Below are 21130 nucleotides of genomic sequence, written 5' to 3'. Positions count from 1 at the left end.
CCGGCGTTACTTGTCTTGGATTCTTATAAACCTTAGTTGAGCACCTTTGTCCAACAGATTTTTAACCGTTCAGTTGTTCATCGAAGTTATGCTCCTCCAGTTGCTGCTCATAACGCTGGGCTGGATTTTCAACTACGCCCACAGAATGGTGGTTTCTCCGCTCTTGCCCATGATTAAGTCAGAGTTCCATCTCACGAACGCTCAGGCCGGTCTTTTGATGACGGCGTTGCTCCTTCCTTACGCCATCGTTCAGGTTCCCGCCGGTTACCTTGGAGACCGCTTTGGGAGGAGAACGCTTCTCACACTGAGCGTGTTCGGCTATTCCCTCTCATCGGCGATGCTTTTCTTTTCATCGAGTTACTGGGAGTTTTTGGCTTTCAGAGCTCTCTACGGCTTTTTCTCCGGTCTCTACTACGCCCCTGCGACGGCTTTAATAGCCGAGACCTACGGCAGAAGGAAGGGCTCTGCCCTTGGTGTCTTCATGCTCGGCCCTCCCCTCGGTTCCGGCATAGTTCCACTCCTTGTCGTGCCTATAGCCCTGAACCTAGGATGGCGCTACGCCTTTCCGGTTCTGGCCCTCCTGAGTTCGGCTGTGGGGGTTCTGCTCCTCTTATCCCTAAGAAAACTTGAGGAGAAACGAGTAAGGGCGAGACTTTCCATTGAAGTTGGGTCAATAAACCTTGCCATTGCCAACTTTCTCTCGCTCATGGCCTTTTTTGGAGTTCTAACGTTTCTTGTGGCATTCTTGACCAATAGGGGAATGGGAGTTGAAAGGGCTTCCTTTCTGTTCTCCCTCCTCTCCTTAGTCGGCGTAGCCGGTTCTCTCGCGGGAGGTTTTCTCTACGACAGGCTCGGGAGAAGGGCGCTGGAGTTCGTATTCTTCTTCAATGGGGTTTTCATATTGCTCCTTACCTTAAGGCCAGGTCTCGTTCCGGTTCTGATACTCGGCCTGACGTTCTACTCCGTTGGGCCGATGGTTACAGCCTTCTCTGCCGAAACCGCGGGGAGAGATAACCTGGGCCCCGTTATGGGATTCGTTAACATGGTGGGCTTCTTTGGGGCTACCGTCGGGCCCTATTTCACCGGCTACCTGATAGACAGGCTCGGTTACAGGGGAGCGTTCTTCTCCATAGCGGTTCTCTACGTTCTGGCCGAGGTAATAATAAAGGGGACAGAAACGGGAGTCAGCCGTACATGACCTCGTGCATCGCTATCGCCTGGGCGAGTCTCTTCTCGGCTCCCAAGACCTTCTCGACTGCCTTGAGGAAGTCGTCCTGCGTAACGTACTCGCGCCTGTCCCTGATTGCGAACATTCCTGCCTCAGTCGCTATCGCCTTTAAATCCGCTCCGCTCGCGCCCTCTGTGAGCTCGGCTATAATGCGCAGGTCAACGTCCTTCAGGTTCATCTTCCTCGTGTGGACCTTGAGTATCTCAAGCCTTCCGCGGAAGTCAGGGAGAGGAACCTCTATGAGCCTGTCAAACCTTCCAGGTCTCAGCAGAGCCGGGTCGAGTATGTCGGGTCTGTTGGTTGCGGCTATGACCTTGACGTTTCCGCGCGGGTCGAAGCCGTCCATCTCAGCAAGGAGTTGCATCAGGGTTCTGTTAACTTCCCTCTCGCCACCCGTCGTTTCGTCCATTCTCTTCGCTCCTATGGCGTCAATCTCGTCTATGAAGATTATCGTTGGAGCCTTCTCCTTGGCGAGTTCAAACAGCTCGTGAACCAACCGGGCACCCTCGCCGATGAACTTCCTCACGAGTTCGCTACCGACTACGCGTATAAAGGTGGCGTTAACTTCCCTCGCTAGGGCCTTTGCCATGAGGGTCTTTCCACAGCCCGGCGGACCGTAGAGGAGAACGCCCTTCGGAGGCTCTATCCCAACCTTTTCAAAGAGCTCAGGGTGCTTGAGGGGAAGCTCTATGGCCTCCCTGAGTTCCTGGAGTTGCTTCTCAAGACCCCCGATGTCGTCGTACGTGACTTTGGGTCGCTCTATGACCTCAAATCCGAGCACGCTCGGGTCCTTCTCTGTTGGGAGGAGTTCCACTATGGCCATCGTTCTCTGGTCGAGGGCCACTCTCGAACCGGGCTTGAGCTTGTCGCGCTCTATCCAAGGGGCGATTCTAACAACGAAGCGCGGTCCGTTGTAGTTCTGGACTATCGCCCTCTCGTCGTCGAGAACCTCGATAACGTTGCCCGCGAAGGCCGGGGGCTGTCTGAGCCTCGACATCTCCATCCTTAATCGCGAAAGTTCCCTCTCAAGTCTCTCCTTATCGGCCTCTAGGGTTCTCACCTGGAGTTCGAGCTGTCTAATCCTTCTCTTCAGGAAGGTGACGTAGTCATCGTAACTTTCATGCATGTTTGCATCCTCTATGCTCATGTTATCTCACCTCGTCACTGTGTCATTATCACCGATAGCCTTTTTAACCTTGTTGGGTGTTCCACCTTTTTCATGCTCTCTTTGTGTTCATTCTTGTCCAATGAGTATTGGTGACTCTTTAGCGTTGTAACTCAATCGACGTGTAACATACGAAATTCTTATTAACCCTGAATTCCAATTTTACTCGGTTGAAACCGGGGTGGGGTGAAATGAGAATCGAAATCAAACTCAGGCCTGCGGAGGAGGATACGGTACTGCCCTTTAACTATAACTACGAGGTTTATACTCAAATCCTCGAAAAGATATATCTGGTCTCTCCGGAGCTTGCCCACGAGGTTGAGACGAGCCACGCGGACTATTTTACCTTCTCCAGGATAATGGTCCGTAGAAGGGAGCTCCTTCCAGAGGCTGGCATCAGAGTCCTTTCTGATGATGTCTCCCTGTACGTCTCGTCCCACTCCGGAGAACTCATTAAGGCTATAGCAGAAGGTTTTCTCGATGACCCTCTCCTCAAGATTGGAAACGCCGCGTTCATTGCCGATAATGTTAAAGTGCTCAAAGAACCTGAAATCAAAAACGAGGTTCTCTTCTCGACTTTAAGTCCGATAATGGTGAGAACTGTCAAGTTCGTCAATGGCAGGATGAAGATATGGGACCTCTATCCCAGCGATGAAATGTTCTTCGACAAGCTTCGCAAGGTAATGCTAATGCGCTATTCCGCAATCTACGGTCACATGCCCGAGGACAAGGAGTTCAAGCTTGAGGTTCTGAAATTCAAGCCGGTAAGGATTCTTGTCAGGGACACGTATTTCAGGAGTTCCCTCATGGTGTTCCGCTACACTGGTTCAGTGGAGCTGGCAAGGTTCGGCTATGAGACGGGCTTTGGAGAGAAAACAAGGTATGGCTTTGGAATGGTTAAGGTAATTGACTCAGAGCCCAGACGAGAAGGCCAAGAATAAACTCTATTCCCCAGACAATTGCCACGAGTTTCGGCTCTGTGACCCTGACCATTTTCATTATCTTCCCAAGGAAGCTCGGATACGGCGGTGCTTTTAGAGTTCCATCTGGCAAAACTTCCGTTCTCCCGTGCTTCCTCACGCCAAAGCGAACGCTCAGGGCTTTTATCGTGAAGTCAAGAAAGTGGGGAATCAGAAGGATTGCCGTGTAAACCTCTACCTTGCCGAGAATTCCAACGAGGCCTATCAGGGCTCCAAGGCTGAGCGTTCCTGTGTCACCGGGAAAGACCCTTGCCGGATACCTGTTCCACCAAAGGAAGCCTAGGGAGGCTCCAAGGCCAATCAACGCGAGTTCCCTTGCGGTTCCTTCCGTGATGAGTGCAAGGAATCCGAGTATTATTGCACTCGTGCCAACTTCGAGACCGTTGAACCCGGCCAGCATGTTAACCAAATTTGCCGAACCCGTGACGAAGAACATGGCAAATATCGGGTAGAGAAGGCCTAGGTTTAGTGAATATCCGAAAAAGTCAACGCTCCTTCCGACGTTTAAAAACGCCACCGGGACTGAGACGAGGAGTGATAGGGCCACTTTGTGGGACTGTCTCAGGTTTGTTATGTCGTCAATGACCCCAACGAGACCGAAGAGCAGAAAAACCACAAGTGCATCTGACCCCACGAGCGCCCCAAGGATTCCGACGGTCAGAACTATCGCTAACCCTCCCATCTCGGGAACCTTGGGCTTTTCGGGCTTGTGTATGTCTCTACCCACGATTCCGGCCCTTTTCATCGCGTCCTTTATGTACGCCGTTAGTGCGAGCGAAAGGATTAAAGCTATAAGTGAAGTCATCACTATCATCCTTGACACCGGCTTCCCTACGTGGGAGCGAAAATAAACCCTTCGGTGGTAGCATGGACATCAGGGCGGTTGTTTTTGACCTCGATGGAACCCTTGTTGGGGCTGAAAAGCCCTTCAGCGAAGTTAAAAGAGAGCTTAGGGAAAGGCTTGTCTCCCTTGGAATCCCGGCCGATGAAATAGGCGAGCTGACGCCGATGTACGAGGGTCTTATAGAACTGTCGCAAAAGACTGGGAGACCTTTCGAGGAGTTCTACTCAATTCTCGTTGAGTTAGAAGGGGAAAGAATAAAGGATAGCTTCCTGTTCGATGGCGCTATTGAACTCCTCGATTACCTCCAAGGCAGAGGAATAAAGCTCGCCCTTATGACTAGAAGTTCCAGAAAAGCTACTCTCATTGCCCTAGAAAGTCATAGCCTGTCCAATTACTTCGATGTAATATTAACGAGGGACGACGTTCCTGCTGAAGAGCTTAAACCCAACCCCGGCCAGCTGAAGAGAATTCTCGAAACCCTGAACGTCCCTCCTGAAAAAATCCTCGTCGTTGGGGACCACGGCTACGACGTTATCCCTGCTAGGGAGCTCGGCGCGCTCAGCGTTCTTGTTACGGGGCATGAACACGGCAGGATGAGCTTTCAGGTCAAGGCAGAACCCCATTTTGAAGTGGTCAACTTGATTCACCTGAAGGAGCTCGTTGAGAGGCTCCTCTCGACCTATGTCGTTGTTCCTGCCTACAACGAGGAAAAGACTATCGGCTCCGTTCTGGAGGACCTCCTGAGATACTTTAAGAGGGAGGAAATAGTGGTTGTAAACGATGGCTCAAGGGACAGGACGGAGGAAATAGCGCGCTCTTACGGCGTTCACGTTCTCAATCACCTCGTCAACAGGGGGCTCGGCGGTGCACTTGGAACTGGCTTTGCCTATGCGGTAAGGAAAAACGCGAGGCTTGTCCTCACCTTTGACGCCGATGGACAGCACCTAATCGGCGATGCGATTCGCGTCATGAAACCAGTCGCTGAAGGAAGGGCAGATTTTGCCGTCGGTTCGAGGCTTAAGGGCGATACCAGCGAAATGCCCCTTATAAAGAAGTTCGGTAACTTCGTTCTCGACGCGGTTACGGCTGTTTTTGCCGGAAAATACGTCAGCGACAGCCAGAGCGGGCTGAGGTGCCTCAGCGGTGACTGCGTGAGGAAGATACGGATAACCTGCGACCGCTATGCCGTGTCGAGTGAGATTATCATTGAGGCATCAAAGGCTGGCTGTAGAATCGTTGAGGTGCCAATTAAGGCAGTCTATACCGAGTATTCAATGAAAAAGGGGACGAACGTTTTGGAGGGCGTTAAGATAGCGCTCAACCTTCTCTTCGACAAGTTGAGGTGATGGAAATGTACGCAGTCCAGATGATAACCCTCGTCGTTGTGGTTATTCTCATGGTTTATGTCTTCGGCAAATACAGGAACAGTGAAGTTGAGTGGGGGGACTTCCTGTTCTGGGAAGCAATTCTGCTTGGCCTGTTCATCGTTGCATTTTTCCCGGTTAGGATTGCAAACGAAATCAAAAATATACTTGGCCTTGGCCGTGGGTTAGATGCCCTCTTCGTCGTTGCAATCGGTCTAGCGTATCTCATGATATTCAAGGTTTACTTAGCTGTTGACAGGACCGAGCGCGAGATGACGGAACTCACGAGAAAGGTTGCCATCGAGCTTGAGGAAATAAACGAGAGGTTTGAAGAGATTGAGAAAAAGCTCAAATGAACCCCCCGAAGAGCTCTTCGAGGAACGCTCTAACGCGCTCCTTTGGCAGTTTGAACTGCCTAATCTTTACTATCCCTTTCTCTTGGGCTTCCCTGAGGAGTATTTCCGTTGCTTCGTTTGGATACATTTCCTCGTAAACAATCTCCTTTATGCCTGCGTTTATCAGAAGCTTAAAGCAGGTATCACAGGGAAAATGGGTAACATACAGCGTTGCTCCTTCGAGGCTTATGCCCTTCCTTGCGGCCATTGCTATGACGTTCTGTTCCGCGTGGACGGCTCTGTGGCAGTGTCCGTCAACGATGAGACAGCCGACATCGATGCAGTGGTCCATTCCCCTTGGTGCACCGTTGTAGCCAGTAGCCAAGATGTAGCCGTCCTTAACAGCCACGGCCCCAACGCGAAGCCTTGGACACGTTGCTCTGAGGGAGACGAGTTTAGCTATAAGCATGAAATATTCGTCTTTAGTGGGTCTTATCCTTCTAATCCTCTCGGCCTTTTCCCTGTCGAGATAAATCTCGATTCCCATGTTACTGCACCCGCTTCATTCTCATTAGGTTGTTCATTTCAAATGTTATTCGTATAATTCTTTCCTCGTAGCTTGGATGTGTTTCCGTGAAAAAGGTAAAGCGCTTTTCCCTCTCTATATTTGGCTCGATGCTCGGAACGGCGCTGACCTTCACCTTCATTCTCAGATCTTCATAATACTTAAGCTCCTCTAGGGCCTTCTTAAGGCTGAGGGGAACTGTCAGTAGCCTCAGTGCAGTTTCATCTGCCAGGAACTCCCTCTTTTTCATGAAGTCACTCCTGGACAATTCATATGCTATATACAGCGTGAGTGCTGCCACTTTTATCGGCCCGGCTCCGGCAATAAGAAGCACAAGTGTGGTCATTGCCATTAGGTATCTCCCGTAGGTCACCATTGGGAACCACTTGGTATCGCGGTTCTTTATATGACCAAGCTCGTGGGCGGCAACCGCTAGTATCCCCTCCTCGTCCAAAACTTCGAAGAGGCCAAGAGATAGAACTATGGTATTCCCAAAGGAGTACGCGTTGGGTATGTAGTCGTCGAGCAGATAAATCCGAGGCATTGGGATGTTTGCCTTTCTGGAGAGTTCCGCGATACCATCGTAAAGCCAAGGCATCTCTTCCCGTTCTAGGGGAATAAGGTTTTCACCAAATTTGTGTTTCGTTGCCCATATGTACAGTATCCCGAGAAAAGTCATTGCCCCCACTGTTGTTATAATTCCGATGTCTCGCAGAGCCTCAAGGAGAAGAACGACCTCAATTATGAGGATAAGGTATAACATTGTTCATCACTTCTTTATCCGTGAGAGATACGCGTAGGTTGCCTCTCTGAAATTTGTCATCAGGGCGTCGAGGATACTCTGGACGACCTTCTGCTCGAACTCTTCCCTGGTCGTTGTTATTGAATATACATATCTCATCCCACCCCTGCCCTTCTCAACACTCCTCTTAAGGAGTCCCTTTTCGCAGAGACGGTTCATCAGAATGCTTATGGTGGAGCGCCTTATCTCAGGGTGCTTCTGCTTCATATGCTCGTAAACCTGACCTGCTGTTGCAACTTTGACCTTCCACATGTGCTCCATTATTTCGGCCTCGAGGGGAGGGAGAACGGCTTTGATGCCTTCCTCGGTTAGCTTGAACTCGTGGGGCTCCATGCGTCTCACCTAACTAGTACTCTTATCTTTGCCCTAAAAAGTGTTTTGGCAGGGGTTAAGGTTTTTAAGTCACTCTCAATACTCATTTTGGGTTGGGCCGGTGGCTTAGTCTGGATAGAGCGTCGGCCTCCGGAGCCGAAGGTCGCGGGTTCGAATCCCGCCCGGCCCGCCATCAGCCCTTGCAAAGCAAGCACTGGCGGAAAAGTGAAGTTCTTTTTTGAAATTTGCAGTCTTCTGAGTGGATTTCTAATTTACTTACTCCTTGCAGAGTATTTCACTTTGCAAACGGCGTTCTTCGGACGCCAAAAAAACAAAGTTGAAACTGCCTGAAGAGTTTCAGTTAGTGATAAATTCTGTCTTGAGTTGCTTTTTGAGTAGTGCACGGCTAATCTTTGCCCTTTTGAGTGGTAAGGGCTATCTTTGGTCAAGCTTTCCTAAAGCTTGCCCGTGCGAAGTTCGAGCAAGGTTAGAATGCTATTTTTGATGAATTGAAGGTTTTAATGAAGTTTATTCTCCCACTTACTTGTTTTTGATAGTTCTTCTTTGGAACAACGCCCTTTAGGAACTTCTCTAGAGCTAAGATACTTATCAAAGGATAATAGAGTAAGAAATCTTCTGCCAGCGTGAAACTTTTAGAAAAAGCTTCATCAAAGTTCGTGATTCCCTTTTAGTGCTCTTTCATGAAGTTTGCACTTTAAAATAATGCCTTTAGGGTAAAAATTTACCCTTAAAACCCCTTTAGTCATGATTTTACTTATTAAAGGCGCTCCTTTGGAGCGCGGGGAAATTGCAAAACCTAACACAAATGCTCCCTGATAGGAAATTCTATGCTTCAAAAGGCTATCCAGAAATGCAAACACTTACAAAAGAACAGAGCACTCAAAAATCACCAAACTTGGCCAAACTTCGCGTTCAGCCTTTGGGAGAGGGTGGTGAAAAAATTGCTCCTTCTCACCAAATCTGCAAAAAAAACCAGTCGTGCACTAACTAGAGGCAATTCAAGTCGAGGTTTAACACTAAATGAAGCCTTCCCAAGCGGTTTCAACCTGTTTCTGGCAACCTCCTGACGTCGTTTAGAAAGAAATAGAAAGAAACACTAACAACCGGGGGGGACATCGAAGAAACCTACCTCAGAGATGGGCACTTTAAAAAGGCACTACTTTTCCGCCAGTGCTTGCTTTGCAAGGGCTGATGGCGGGCCGGGCGGGATTCGAACCCGCGGCCACGGGGTTAAAAGCCCCGCGCTCTAACCAGGCTGAGCTACCGGCCCACCCCGAGGTGATAACAGGAGGAGTGTTTATAAGCTTTATCCCAACTACCCAATCCTGTCCACTAACTGTTATAAGGGAATCACTATGAGTTATAAACTCAGGTGTTTAGCATGGAGGAGCATCATCTTTTTGATTTGTCTGACTACAAGGTTCTCATCCCAAAGAACCCCGACATAAAGTATCTCTACATTGAGATAACCAACCGCTGTAACCTTCGCTGTGAAATGTGCTTCAAGCAGTACTGGGACGACCCGGAAGGGGACATGGAATGGGAGCTGTTTTTAAAGATACTGGACGATGCCGAGGAACTTCCGGAGCTTGAGATGATATACTTTGGCGGAATAGGCGAACCCACCGTTCACCCTCGCTTCATGGACATGGCGAGGGAAGTAAAGAAGCGCGGTTTTGCCCTGGGAATAAGCACAAACGGCTTTTTGTTAACAGATAAGAGAATAGAGGAGCTTGTAAAGCTGGGTTTGGACTTAATTTACTTCTCAATAGATTCAGTGCCGACCCAACCCGTTGATATCGGTCACATAAAGCCAGACTACACAAGCTCCCGCATAAGGAAAATCCAAGAGGTCAAGCGGGAACTCGGGAGCGACGTTCCGCACATTGGCGTTGAGGTGGTTGCAACGAAGGAAAATTACAAGGAGTTACCGAAAATAGCGCACTACGTTGGTTCCCTTGGGGTTGATACGCTCTTAATCTCAAACCTAATTCCAATCACCAAAGAGCACGCTGATTTGATAGTTTACGACGGTTCCGTTGACATGAAGCCAATTGTTGACAAACTTGAGGCCATATATCACGGCTACCTCCATAAGATAGCCGAGTTCTCACTGAGGACGGAACGTAGGTGCGAGTTCGTCGACAAAAAAGTTGCAGTTGTCAGGTGGGACGGAGAAGTTGCTCCCTGCTACCGTTTCCTCCACACCTACCCTGAGATAGTCTTTGGCAGGGAGAAGAAGGTTTACGCGCATTCCTTTGGCAACGTCCGGGAGAAAAGCCTCGCCGAGATATGGACGAGCAGGGAGTATAGCTGGTTCCGCTACGTCGTCAAGAACTCCCTCTACCCGAGCTGTACAGACTGTCCACTGAACGAGTCCTGTTCCTTTGTGCAAGACACCAAATACGACTGCTGGGGGAACACACCCAGCTGTGCGGATTGCCTGTGGTCGAGGCGGATAGTGCTCTGTCCTATCCCTGAGAAGGGTATGAAGGGCTTCTGGTAGTTAAACAGAATAACTTACCTTGTCTATTTATGTTCCCTTTTTTGCTTTCGTCAAGTTTATTAGCATCAATGTACAAAAATGATTCGCACAACAGCTGGAGGCATCGAAGTATGTACGCCTATTGGGGTAAGATTTTGAGAGTAAACTTGACCGATGGAACCATAAAGGAGGAGCACTTCGACGAGAAGTTCGCCAGAAAATGGCTTGGAACGAGGGGCTTCGGAATCTATTATCTCCTCAAGGAGATGGACCCGACCGTTGACCCCTTCAGCCCGGAAAACAAGATAATTTATGCCACAGGCCCTCTAACAGGAACGACGGCACCCACCGGTGGAAGGTACATGGTCATAACCAAGAGCCCGTTGACCGGTTACATAGCCATGGCGAACTCCGGTGGATTCTTTGGAGCCGAGCTAAAGTTCGCCGGCTGGGACGCTATAATAGTCGAAGGCTCCTCTGACCATCCGGTGTATCTCTACATCAACGATGAGAGCGTCGAACTCCGCGATGCGAGCCACCTGTGGGGTAAGACTTCGAGCGAAACTGAAAAGGCCCTAAAGGAGGAAATCGGTGATAAGAGGATTCGCGTCGCGCTAATAGGCCCCGCTGGAGAGAACCTCGTTCGCTTCGCCGCTGTAATGAACGACGAGCACAGAGCCGCTGGAAGGGGAGGCGTTGGTGCCGTAATGGGAAGCAAAAAGCTGAAGGCTATAGTTGTTCGCGGGCACAAGCGCGTTGAGGTTGCGGACAGAGCAAAGTTCACAAGTGTCGTCAAGGAGAAGACCGACAAGCTCAGGAACGACCCGACAGCGGGTGGGGGACTGCCCAAGTATGGAACGGCCGTACTCGTGAACATAATCAACCAAAACGGTTTGTACCCGACGAGAAACTTCCAGTACAGCCAGTTTGAATACGCCGAGGAGCAGAGCGGTGAGGCTATGGCCGCTAAGTACCTCGTCAGGAACAAGCCCTGTTACGCCTGTCCAATCGGTTGTGGAAGGGTCAACAGGCTTCCAACCCTCGGCATAACAGAAGGGCCTGAATACGAGAGCATCTGGGCGCTTGGAGCTAACAACGGTATAAACGACCTCGCGAGTATAATCGAGGCAAACCACATGGCCGATGAGTACGGTATGGACACCATAAGCCTCGGTGGAACTCTAGCTACTGCCATGGAGCTCTACGAGAAGGGCCTCCTCAAGCAGGAGGACCTAGGTGAAGATGCTCCGCCCTTCAGGTGGGGCAATACTGAAGTTCTCCACTACTACATCGAGAAGATTGCCAAGAGAGAGGGCTTCGGAGACAAGCTCGCTGAGGGTGGCTACCGCCTAGCCGAGATGTACAACGGCGTTGAGTACTTCATGGGTGTCAAAAAGCAGGAGCTTCCGGCTTACGACCCGCGTGGAGCCGAGGGACACGGTCTCGGCTATGCCACCAACAACCGCGGTGGCTGTCACATCAAGCAGTACATGATAAGCCCCGAGATTCTTGGCTATCCATACAAGATGGACCCGCATGACATAAGCGATGAGAAGGTCAAGATGGTCATACTCTTCCAGGACCTTACTGCCCTCATCGACGCCGCTGGACTCTGTGTTTTCACGACCTTCGGTCTTGGGGCAGACGACTATCGTGACATGCTCAACGCAGCTCTCGGTTGGGACCTCTCGACCGAGGAGTACCTCAAGATAGGCGAGCGCATCTGGAACGCAGAAAGATTATTCAACCTCAAGGCCGGCCTTGACCCGCTTAAGGAAGACACACTCCCGAAGAGGCTCCTTGAAGAACCTGTCAGGAACGGACCGAACAAGGGTCACGTGGTAAGGTTACACCTCATGCTTCCGAGGTACTACAAGTTCCGCGGCTGGACTGAGGATGGAAGGATTCCCGAGGAGAAGCTCAAGGAGCTCGGCCTTGATGAGCTTGAGTGAGTCTTGTTGTTTTTCTCTTTTCTCATATTTACCCCAATCTGACTGTCGGATTTTGGGATATGGAAATGAACCAAACTGTCCACTTTTACGATGTTAGAAATCCAACAATTCTCCGATGTTCAAAGTAAATATTTCTAAAGATAAACAACACTTTGAGGATATATGCAATATTTTGATTAAATACCGAAATCCTTATATAGCATTGCTGTCCAAAAGTGCTCTCTGATGAGGGCTTTATGCCTGAAAAGAATGAATGAATTCAGGAGGGTACTGCAATGAAGGAAGTTAAGGCCATTTTGTTGGCTGTGCTCCTCGTTGGCATGACATTTGGTTTCGCAGCTGCTGCATCAGTAGGGGGCAACTCGCATCTTGCAACGCATACCCCAAAGAACTACGGACTACTAACTCCGAAACTCTTCCAGAAAGTCCAGGGAATGAACCCAAACAAGGAAATCAGTACCATCATAGTATTCAATAGTCAGGCTGACAAAAACAAAGCTCTGCCAATCCTTAAGTTCCTTGGAGCAAAGATAAAGTATAACTATCATGCCATTCCAGCCGTTGCAATCACGATACCAGTCAAGTATCTTCTGGTTCTCGGTGGTCTTTCAGATGCAGGCATTATAAGCGGTCTTAGCGTGCAGGGAATACAGTTCATACAGGACGACTACAAAGTTCAGGTTCAGGTCGACCTTGAGGGACTCGATGAATCCACCGCCCAGATATCAGCCCCCGAGGTTTGGAACGTTGGATACGATGGAAGTGGTGTTGTCGTTGCCGTCATCGACACTGGTATTGACGGCTCCCACCCGGATCTTCAGGGAAAAGTTATTGGATGGAAGGACTTCGTTAACAACAAGACTACTCCCTACGATGATAACGGTCACGGAACCCACGTTGCCGGAATAATAGCCAGCACCGGTGCCGCCAGCGATGGAAAATACAAGGGTGTTGCACCCGGCGCCAAGCTCGTTGGCGTTAAGGTTCTCGGCGCTGACGGTAGCGGTTCAGTTTCCACTATAATAGCGGGTGTTGATTGGGTTATACAGCACAAAGATGAGTACAACATAAGCGTTATTAACCTCTCACTCGGTTCAAGCCAGAGCTCCGACGGAACTGACGCCCTCAGCCAGGAAGTTGACAAGGCTTGGGAAGATGGAATTGTTGTCTGTGTTGCCGCTGGAAACAGTGGGCCTGACACTTACACCATAGGCTCTCCGGCTGCTGCTCCCGATGTGATAACCGTTGGAGCTGTTGACAAGAACGATGTCATAACAAGCTTCTCCAGCAGGGGACCGACCGCTGACGGCAGGCTCAAGCCCGAAGTCGTCGCTCCGGGCAACTGGATTATCTCTGACAGGGCCGCCGGAACCCAGCTAACCGACGAGCTCGTTGGACAGTACTACGTCGCCGCCCCTGGAACGAGCATGGCTACTCCACACGTTAGCGGTGCTGTTGCACTCCTTAGGGAAGCCCACCCAGACTGGACTCCCGATAAGATTAAGCACGTCCTTGAGATAACTGCAGACGTTGTTAACGCCAGCGCCATAGCGGGCATCGCCTACGGTGCGGGTAGGATAAACGTCTACGAGGCCCTGAACTATGACCAGGACTCAAAGGTCGTTATAACCGGCTATCTCGCCGACAAGCAGAACGTGACTAAGGAGGTTACCATCAGCAGTGGAACCACTAGGATAGCCGCCCTCCTAACCTGGGACAACCCACAGGCCGACCTTGATCTTTACATGTACGACCCGAACGGCCAGCTCGTTGACTACTCAAACACTGGCTACTACGGATTTGAAAAGGTTGCCTACAGGAACCCCACTCCTGGAACTTGGTACTTCCTAATCGTCAGCTATTCAGGAAGTGCCAACTACAACCTTGAGATTCTCGACGAGGGTGGAACGGTGACAGAAGGCTCCTCAAGCACTCCAAGCCAGCCAAGCACCCCGAGCACTCCGAGCAACACTACGACACCAACCAACAACACCAACACAACACCAAGCACCCCAACAACCCCGTCCAATCCAACAGTAGTCGTTAAGAACTTCACCGGAACCGTGAACTACGGAAGCTACGTCGTTGACACAGTCACCGTTGACAGCGGTGCAACCAAGATTGAGGGTTACCTCTATGGAAGCAGCTATGATGACCTCGACCTCTATCTCTATGACCCGAACCAGAACCTCGTTACGAGCTCAACAACGTCAAGCTCAAACGAATACGTAAGCTACAACAACCCACAGCCCGGAACATGGTACTTCGTGGTCTACGCCTACAGCACCTACTACTGGTCGGCAAACTACTTCCTCCAGGTTAAGATATACTATGGCTGAAGTTTTTAACTCCCTCTTCTTTTTCCATTTGGAGGTGTTGAAATGAAAAAGGTTATAGCGGTTCTTCTGGTTACACTCTTGGTTCTACCGCTCTTTTATGCTCATCCCGTCAAAGGTGATGAAGTGCCGTACGTGTTTACCCCCACCATCCCAGCAACTGCGCTCTCAGCGATTGCACTGTACAAGGTTCACGAATACAAGTATGTTCTGGAGGCAGATACCTGGTTGATGATGCTTAAAACTCCAGAGGGAGCATGGGCGTATCGCTATGGAATGGCTCCCCAGGCGAAATACACAGCTCTCGCATTAATGGCACTCATGAGGGGAGAGTCAATAGCCCGGGGTCTCTTCAACAGAACAATCCACCAGGGAATCTATTGGCTGATGTACAAACAGAAGGACGACGGCTCCTTTGGGGATTATACTGACACGGCCCTAGCAGTAATTGCGCTAAAAGAATACGCGGATTTCAAGTATTCATGGCTCCCTGTTGAGAAAGCAATAAACAACGGGCTCTATTATCTCCAAACCCACAGTCCAAAGACGACAATGGATAAGATTTTTGGATACATGGCGTTGGGCGATGTAAAAGACCTTAAAAACGTTGAGGCAACGGGAGTGAATGCTCTCTACAAGGCCTTTGCATTGGCCTACCTAACCGGGGAAAACGTTGAAATCAACTCAACACTTAACGACCCTGCCTCCATTGCCCTTCTCCTGTACTCCACCGGGAACGAGAAATATGAAAAAGAATTGCTGAAATCGGTTCATTTCGGCTACTGGGGAACTCTAAAGTATCAGCCACCGGACATGTTAGAAACTGCCCTGCTTCCCGGGTTTTCCGACCTAAAACCACTGGCGTGTCCTTATATGTTAAAGGTTAAGCCAAAATTCGAATGGGAGACCGTTGTTCTGGCGAAGTACTATGTGGAATGTAACACCAGCGTTGACCTGTCGAACCTGAACCTTAAGAAGCTCAAACCGTGGATGGTTGCGGAGATAGCAAGGATAAACTACCTCCTCGGAAGGCCCTACGAGAGAGAAGTTGAGTACCTGCTTAAGAACGAGAGCGGGAATCACTGGGGCAACTTTTTTAATACGGCATATATAGTATGGGTTCTCTCCACCCTTAAGGTTGAGGTCAACTACACGCCAATCCTCAACTGGCTTTCCTCGAACTTGACCGACAAGTATCCAAACTACTACTATGCCTACGCACTTGTTGATTTTCGTAGGTTCAACTATACCGAGGCGTTTAATGAAACTTTTGAGATAATAAAGAAACGCCAGAATCCGACTGGTGCATGGGGTTATACAGCGGGTGCCCCTGACAACATCAAGACCACTGCGGAGGTACTCAGGGCCCTCCTTGAGGTGGGACTTTCAAATACTACCACATACAAGAGGGGATATGACTTTCTGAGGAACGTTTTCTACGTGAACATCTCCAAACCAAAGATAAAAAACAGCATTGTTACAATGAAAAACGCAACATTCCTTCTGATAAAGGACGGAACTCTTGTTGAGAACGTAACTGCCAGTGCCAAAATTGGGGGATTAGACGGCTACATACTAATATACCCAACAAAGCATCCGCTCTTGGTGAACGCGACCCCTGTCGAGGGCTTTAAAGCAACGAGTCCCTGGAAAAAACCGCTGGTGGAGAACCAGAAAGCAACGATTGGAGGAATATACCTTGTCTACATAGTTGCCGTGCTTGTTGTGGTTGTAGTGTCTCTCGGAGTTGTCCTTAGCAGAAGAAATAGGAAGAAACGCTGAAAACGTCATGTTGTCGAGGCTTCCTCATCGTTGTAAAGCTCGTCTCCAATTTCTATTTTCTCCTCAAAGCCCTTCGAGCCTTCAAGCGTCTGAATCCTGAACATGTAGCTCTTGTACCAGTTATAGGAGGGTTTGACCTTAACGGGAAGGAGCCTCCAGGCGCGCGTCTCCTCTTCATAGCCCCAGTTGACGTACTCATTGAAGTTCCTGATTATGTCGGTTATAACAACCCCGAACTCGTTGAGGAGCAGCTTTTGAATCTCGCGCCACTTGTCGAGGGAGCTTTCCCTCCTCGTTATGCCGAAGTAGCCGGCGCAGCCTGGCCCCTTCAGCGTCGCTATGCCCCTGCCGACGAAGGCCCTTATCGCTGGAACCGTTTCAGGCGGGTCTGTAATAAAGGTGTCAAACTTGTGGAGAGCATATTCCGGAAGGGGCTCGCGGAGGTCGAAGGTGAATATCTCGATGTCGGAGTAACCGAGCTCGTCTGCCGTCTTTTCGATGAACTTCATGAGCCTCTCGTCTATGTCAAGAACCGCTATCCTCTTAGGCAGGCCCGAGAGCATTAAGGCGATGCTCGTCAGGTCATCGTCTCCAAGAACGAAGACCTCCTTGTTCTCGAGGTCGCCCCTACTGTGCATTAATGCAACCCTGGCAACTGTGGTTTCCGGCGTAACGTAGGCCTGGTCGAAGTCGTGCTTCGGCTGGGGCCTGTCCTTGACGATTTCCTTGAATTCCTCGAGCAAATCTCTGAAGGCTGAAAGCTCAACAGTCTTGCCCTGGCAGTGGGAGCAGGTGTAGTCCTTTCTCGCCCCTATCCCGTATTTCTCGACTAGTTTCTTTCCACTCTCAGTAAGCACAACGTTCGAGCCCTCAAAGGTCAGGTAGCCCATCTCGTGAAGGGCCTCGATAACGGCAACGACAAGTGGAAGTGGCTCCTCGCTGAGGTCAACTATCCTCCAGACGTCGCTGCTCGCCAGTATCGCTGACAGAACGTTTTCTATGGTCCTTTCATAAACGGGGATGCTCGTCTTGTTCCTAACCCTCTCAATTATCTCCTTCATTTCCCTCCCTCCAGAAGGATTTTTGGTTCGTAAGCGGGGTTAGGAAGGGCCTCTTTTAAGGTTTTCCCGGGGGCGTGAAAGTTTTAACCCCCAACTGAAAAGTGAAGAGGGGTAAAAATGGCGTACTTCCTCGTTGCCGTTGCAACCAAAGAGAACCTTAAAAAATGCATCGAGACGAACCTGGCAGGATTTACAGGGAGCATTAATGGATACTGGGCCTTTGTGGATATTGAAATCGGTGATTATGTTTCATTTCTCCACGGGGCAAGGGTTTACAACCTGTATCAGGTTGAGGATAAGGTGGCGATTAAAAACTCGGATGAAATTGGACCATGGAGGCCAATAAAACTACCCTCTGGAAGGGAATACTCTTTTCCCTTTAGACTTCTGCTCAGGCCCATACGCCAGCTATCCGAGTCCATGGTAAGGCCGGAATTCGCATACATAGCGGAAAACCTTCTTCTTAGAGGGGGCTACAGAAAAACTCATTTCCAGGCAGACAAAGTTACCCTGCACAACGTTTCCGTCATGGGAAATCCATCGGAAGGTGAATTCGAGAAACTAGCGCATGAGGGAATTCCATTCACGCCGAAGATAGCGTTTTCTAAGGACCTAGTGAACCCACCTGAAGTGTTCCCAATGCGTGAGGTCATACTTCAATCCCTGTTGAGGAAGGCATTGGAGAGGGGATTCATGAGGAACGTGCTAGAAACCTTCGGCTTGGAGGGTAATCCTGAAGATTTTGAAGTCCTTGGCGAGAAAGCCCTACCCTCAGGCCATGTGGATCTGTTAATAAAGCCCAAACACCCCGTTGGGATTGTCCCAAAGATTCTCATCGAGGTAAAGATGAGTAGTGCGGGTAACACTGAGCTGGGACAGTTGGGGAGGTATATATTGGAGAGTGGTCCTGAGACCGTTGGGGGGGATTTTGATAGCCCGTTCTTTCAAAAGAAACATCAAGAGGGTTCCTGGCATACGACTGTGGGAGTATAGCTTCAGGGGAATTAACCAAGATACCACCTACACCTACCCTGAACTTCTGGAAAAGCTAACCTTGGAGGAGGTCTGAATGCTGGTTCCAATCAATGATCAAGTCAAAGGGTATCGCCTCCGTTACAACATTGAAGCCCTTGAACGGGTCAGGGGAGAGATTGGCGAGGAAGCTTATTCAAGGCTGAAAGCACTCATTTTATACCGCCTTGAAGGAAGGGAGTTTGAAAGGATCCCCCTTGAGGTTAAGGTTGCCGTTGCATTCTCGGCCGGCTCCGACAGCACGGCAACCCTAAAGATACTCCGCTGGGCCGGCTTTGAGGTAGTTCCTATAACGGCCAAACTGCCCCAAATGAGTGAAAAGACTCTCAAAAAGGTTCGTTCCCAGAACGCGATACTTGTAGAGGTGCCGGATTACGAAGAGACCATGGGAGAGCTCATTGAAAAAGGAGCACCCATATGCGGTCGCTGTCATTCGATGGTTATGGAAGCTGTTGAACAAAAGGCAAAGGAACTGGGTGCAAAAATCCTTGCAACTGGAGACATGCTGAGCTCGGGCTTAATCTCCATTTACAAAAAGGGGGAACTCGTAATGTTGAACCTCCCCGCTTTTCTTGCCCTCGATAAAGAGGAGATTATCGAGATAATCGGCGGAAAGTACGAGCTGAGCTTTGGCTGCCCTCTGCTCTGGGAACTCTTCAGGAGGGCGCCTTCAACGAAGAGGCTGGCCCTTCAAAGGATTCTCCGCGAGACAAGGGCGAGAGCCTTAACTCCTAAGATGGCCGTTGAACTGATGAGAGACGTCCTCTCCAGATAGTTCACAATTCTGACCCAAAAGGTTTAAATGTGTAGTTTTTAACCTAAGCCGGTGGTGAGGATGGTCACAAAGGAAGAGGTTGAGAAGGTTGTGAAGTCCGTCGTTGACGAGAAGTTCATTCGCTCAATCGAGGTCGATGAGAAGGGCAACGTTACGGTAACCCTCGCAAAGGACACCCCCGACCTGGACAACACTCTCATAAAGCTCCACTCCGAGCTCGGAAAACTTGAGGGTGTGGGATTGATAACGGTAAACCGCGAGAGGGAGGTTCAGGATACTGGAGAGAACGTCCAGCTCACGAAGGAACTCATCCTTGAGAAGCTCAAGGAGGTCATTGACCCGGAGATTGGATTGGATGTAGTCAACCTCGGCCTTATCTATGACCTTCAGATAAGGCCCGACAACACGGTTTACGTCAAGATGACGATGACGACACCAGGTTGTCCAATGACGATGTGGATTCTCAGGGCAGTTGAGGACAAAATCCTTGAAATTCCCGGGGTTAAGGACGCGGAAATAGAGCTTACCTTTGACCCGCCGTGGACACCAGATAGGATAAGCCCGGAGTACAAGAAAAAGCTGGGCCTTTACTGACCAGTCCTGACTTTTTCTGTTCATCATCGCCTTCTTTCGCTTCCCTTTCTACAGATTATCGTTTCAAACCGCCAGTTTTAGAAACGAAAAGTTTATATTCGTCCGAACCCACTTAAACCCGGTGATGTGCCATGGCGTGGAAGGTTACCGTCGACAAGGACACCTGCATTGGTGACGCCATCTGTGCTAGCCTCTGCCCGGACGTCTTCGAGATGGGTGACGATGGAAAAGCCCAGCCGGTTGTCGAGGTCATCGAGGACGAGAACCTCTACAACTGCGCCAAGGAGGCCATGGAGGCCTGCCCTGTTAGCGCTATCAGCATTGAGGAGGCCTGAAGGCCTCTCTTTTATCTTCCCTGTGAAGCTTTTCTGGGAAACTAAAGAGACATAAAAGAGGAATAAGTTCATTCGAGACCCAGGTTTAATTTCTGGGCCTGCTCAAGGACGTACTCCCTTATCTCCCTCGCCTTTGGCAGTTCTCCCACGATTTCTCCGTTCTTTATGAGTGGTTTAAGAAGGGGTTCAACCTTCGCCCCGCAGACTGGACAGCGTTCAAGCTTTTTATCCGCCGGAACGAGGTGGTAGTGGCCGTTCTCACAGCGGTAAACCTGCTTCCTTCCACTGAGTTTTCCACGCTTCGTTATCGGCTTCCCTTCGACCTCCACTATATCGAGGGAGAAATCCACGGGTTTCGCACTCGCTATGGCAGAGCCAACTCCAAAGGCATCTGCAACGTCAACTATCTCCCTTATGCTTTCCTCGTTTAGGCCACCTGAGACGAGTATCTTCACCCAGTCGTAGCCCCTCAAATTGAGCTCCCAGCGGACTTCCTCTATGATTTTTCGGAAGTTCCCCCTCCTTGAGCCGGGTGTGTCTAAGCGGACCGCGCTGAGCCTTTCACTGAGGGCCTCGGCCGCCATCAACGCCTCGAACTTCTCGTCGCAGAGGGTATCAACTAAAGCCGTTCTAGGAACTTCGGGCTCAACGACCTCGTCAAAATATTTCCAGGCCTTAACTTGGTCGCCAACCGTGAGAATCAGTGCGTGGGGCATGGTTCCAACGGGCTTCTCGCCAATCATCTCGGCTCCAAGAACGCCGGAAACCCCATCACAACCGCCTATGAAGGCGGAGCGGTCAATCATCGGGGCTATTGCTGGATGCATGTGCCTTATGCCAAAGGAGTAAACCGGCTTGAAGTTCGCTGCAATCTTAATCCTTAGGGCCGAAGTTGATATTCCACTCGCCTGGCTGAGCATTCCAAGTAAAGCCGTCTCATACACCCCGAACTCCTCGTAAAAGCCCTCTATCTGGAGAACCGGTTCGTAGGGGTGAAAGATAGTTCCCTCTGGCATCGCGTAGACGTTGACAGGAAGGCCCTCGAGGAGCTTTGCGACCTCCTCTATTCCCGCTAAAACACCCCACTTCCAGCCGTGGGGGAGGCTTGTTGTAGTCACGTCGGCGAAAACCTTCCTGTGGATTCCTTTTTCGGTGAGGATTT

Annotated in this window: 19 protein-coding genes and 2 tRNA genes; 13 read left to right on the top strand and 8 right to left on the bottom strand. The window is 50.1% G+C overall.

The genetic code is table 11. The annotated features are described in order from the left end of the window. Window positions 1-88: 88 nt before the first annotated feature. Entirely contained in the window at window positions 89-1198 is a 1110-nt protein-coding gene (locus tag F7B33_RS06420; protein ID WP_297065830.1) for an MFS transporter, read from the top strand. Here F7B33_RS06420 and F7B33_RS06415 read toward each other — a convergent pair. After that, window positions 1185-2375 (bottom strand): proteasome-activating nucleotidase, encoded by a 1191-nt coding sequence (locus F7B33_RS06415; protein ID WP_297065811.1) that lies wholly within the window; start codon window positions 2373-2375, stop codon window positions 1185-1187. The two genes, F7B33_RS06420 and F7B33_RS06415, sit on opposite strands and share 14 nt — an antisense overlap. A 209-nt stretch (window positions 2376-2584) precedes the next feature. Here F7B33_RS06415 and cas6 point away from each other — a divergent pair, with 209 nt between their 5' ends. After that, window positions 2585-3334, top strand: a complete 750-nt coding sequence (cas6, locus tag F7B33_RS06410) for a CRISPR-associated endoribonuclease Cas6 (protein ID WP_297073853.1) — start codon at window positions 2585-2587, stop codon at window positions 3332-3334. Here cas6 and F7B33_RS06405 read toward each other — a convergent pair. After that, window positions 3291-4187: a glycosyltransferase 4 family protein gene (locus tag F7B33_RS06405; protein ID WP_297073864.1), complete on the bottom strand. Its 897-nt coding sequence runs from the start codon at window positions 4185-4187 to the stop codon at window positions 3291-3293. The two genes, cas6 and F7B33_RS06405, sit on opposite strands and share 44 nt — an antisense overlap. Window positions 4188-4240: 53 nt before the next feature. Between F7B33_RS06405 and F7B33_RS06400 the strand changes: the two genes are divergently transcribed. Together F7B33_RS06400 and F7B33_RS06395 are read left to right on the top strand one after the other, a co-directional pair. Beyond that, window positions 4241-5563 carry an HAD-IA family hydrolase gene (locus F7B33_RS06400; protein ID WP_297065804.1) on the top strand — a complete coding sequence of 441 codons (1323 nt, stop codon included), beginning with the start codon at window positions 4241-4243 and terminating at the stop codon, window positions 5561-5563. 5 nt (window positions 5564-5568) lie between these two features. Beyond that, window positions 5569-5937, top strand: coding sequence for a DUF2304 family protein (locus F7B33_RS06395; protein ID WP_297073862.1), 369 nt, complete (start codon window positions 5569-5571; stop codon window positions 5935-5937). Here the strand turns inward: F7B33_RS06395 and F7B33_RS06390 are convergent. Genes F7B33_RS06390 through F7B33_RS06380 form a run of 3 tightly spaced genes read right to left on the bottom strand, consistent with a single transcriptional unit; the run spans window position 5930 to window position 7616 of the window. Beyond that, entirely contained in the window at window positions 5930-6463 is a 534-nt protein-coding gene (locus F7B33_RS06390) for a cytidine/deoxycytidylate deaminase family protein (protein WP_297065801.1), read from the bottom strand. The genes F7B33_RS06395 and F7B33_RS06390 overlap by 8 nt on opposite strands. Window position 6464: 1 nt before the next feature. Beyond that, window positions 6465-7244: a M48 family metallopeptidase gene (locus tag F7B33_RS06385; RefSeq protein WP_297065798.1), complete on the bottom strand. Its 780-nt coding sequence runs from the start codon at window positions 7242-7244 to the stop codon at window positions 6465-6467. A 6-nt stretch (window positions 7245-7250) separates the two neighbouring features. Beyond that, window positions 7251-7616: a BlaI/MecI/CopY family transcriptional regulator gene (locus F7B33_RS06380; RefSeq protein WP_297065821.1), complete on the bottom strand. Its 366-nt coding sequence runs from the start codon at window positions 7614-7616 to the stop codon at window positions 7251-7253. A gap of 94 nt (window positions 7617-7710) precedes the next feature. Between F7B33_RS06380 and F7B33_RS06375 the strand changes: the two genes are divergently transcribed. After that, a tRNA-Arg gene (locus F7B33_RS06375) sits at window positions 7711-7788 on the top strand. 1020 nt (window positions 7789-8808) lie between these two features. Here the strand turns inward: F7B33_RS06375 and F7B33_RS06370 are convergent. Then, window positions 8809-8886 (bottom strand) — tRNA-Lys (locus F7B33_RS06370). Between the two features lie 111 nt (window positions 8887-8997). Here F7B33_RS06370 and F7B33_RS06365 point away from each other — a divergent pair. The 4 genes from F7B33_RS06365 (at window position 8998) to F7B33_RS06350 (ending at window position 16171) form a co-directional block, all read left to right on the top strand. Then, complete coding sequence (locus F7B33_RS06365) at window positions 8998-10122, top strand: tungsten cofactor oxidoreductase radical SAM maturase (protein ID WP_297062694.1); 1125 nt, start codon at window positions 8998-9000, stop codon at window positions 10120-10122. Between the two features lie 110 nt (window positions 10123-10232). Further along, the gene (locus F7B33_RS06360; protein ID WP_297062696.1) at window positions 10233-12053 is read left to right on the top strand and encodes an aldehyde ferredoxin oxidoreductase family protein; all 1821 of its coding nucleotides are present in this window, start codon (window positions 10233-10235) and stop codon (window positions 12051-12053) included. Window positions 12054-12328: 275 nt separating this feature from the next. After that, on the top strand, window positions 12329-14392 hold the full coding sequence (locus tag F7B33_RS06355) for a S8 family serine peptidase (protein WP_297062699.1): 2064 nt from the start codon (window positions 12329-12331) through the stop codon (window positions 14390-14392). 42 nt (window positions 14393-14434) lie between these two features. Then, a complete protein-coding gene (locus tag F7B33_RS06350) occupies window positions 14435-16171 on the top strand; it encodes a prenyltransferase/squalene oxidase repeat-containing protein (RefSeq protein ID WP_297062701.1) in 1737 nt (578 codons plus the stop codon). Window positions 16172-16176: 5 nt separating this feature from the next. Here F7B33_RS06350 and bpsA read toward each other — a convergent pair whose 3' ends face one another. Next, window positions 16177-17232 (bottom strand): N(4)-bis(aminopropyl)spermidine synthase, encoded by a 1056-nt coding sequence (gene bpsA / locus F7B33_RS06345; protein WP_297073852.1) that lies wholly within the window; start codon window positions 17230-17232, stop codon window positions 16177-16179. 117 nt (window positions 17233-17349) lie between these two features. Between bpsA and F7B33_RS06340 the strand changes: the two genes are divergently transcribed. From F7B33_RS06340 to F7B33_RS06325, 4 genes are all read left to right on the top strand, one after another. Further along, complete coding sequence (locus F7B33_RS06340; RefSeq protein ID WP_297073851.1) at window positions 17350-18225, top strand: hypothetical protein; 876 nt, start codon at window positions 17350-17352, stop codon at window positions 18223-18225. Between the two features lie 76 nt (window positions 18226-18301). Then, window positions 18302-19039 carry an ATPase gene (locus tag F7B33_RS06335; RefSeq protein WP_297073850.1) on the top strand — a complete coding sequence of 246 codons (738 nt, stop codon included), beginning with the start codon at window positions 18302-18304 and terminating at the stop codon, window positions 19037-19039. Between the two features lie 60 nt (window positions 19040-19099). Continuing rightward, window positions 19100-19633, top strand: coding sequence for a metal-sulfur cluster assembly factor (locus F7B33_RS06330; protein WP_297073861.1), 534 nt, complete (start codon window positions 19100-19102; stop codon window positions 19631-19633). A gap of 131 nt (window positions 19634-19764) precedes the next feature. Next, complete coding sequence (locus F7B33_RS06325) at window positions 19765-19968, top strand: ferredoxin (protein WP_297066444.1); 204 nt, start codon at window positions 19765-19767, stop codon at window positions 19966-19968. Between the two features lie 68 nt (window positions 19969-20036). Here the strand turns inward: F7B33_RS06325 and F7B33_RS06320 are convergent. Beyond that, window positions 20037-21130, bottom strand: a 1094-nt coding sequence (locus tag F7B33_RS06320; protein WP_297073848.1) for a nicotinate phosphoribosyltransferase, incomplete at its 5' end; no start/stop codon positions are given.

The sequence above is a fragment of the Thermococcus sp. genome (assembly GCF_015523185.1).
In the GTDB taxonomy this organism is placed as follows: Archaea; Methanobacteriota_B; Thermococci; order Thermococcales; family Thermococcaceae; genus Thermococcus.
Note: the sequence above shows the minus strand (reverse complement) of the source record. Positions and strands in the feature narration are given on the sequence as shown.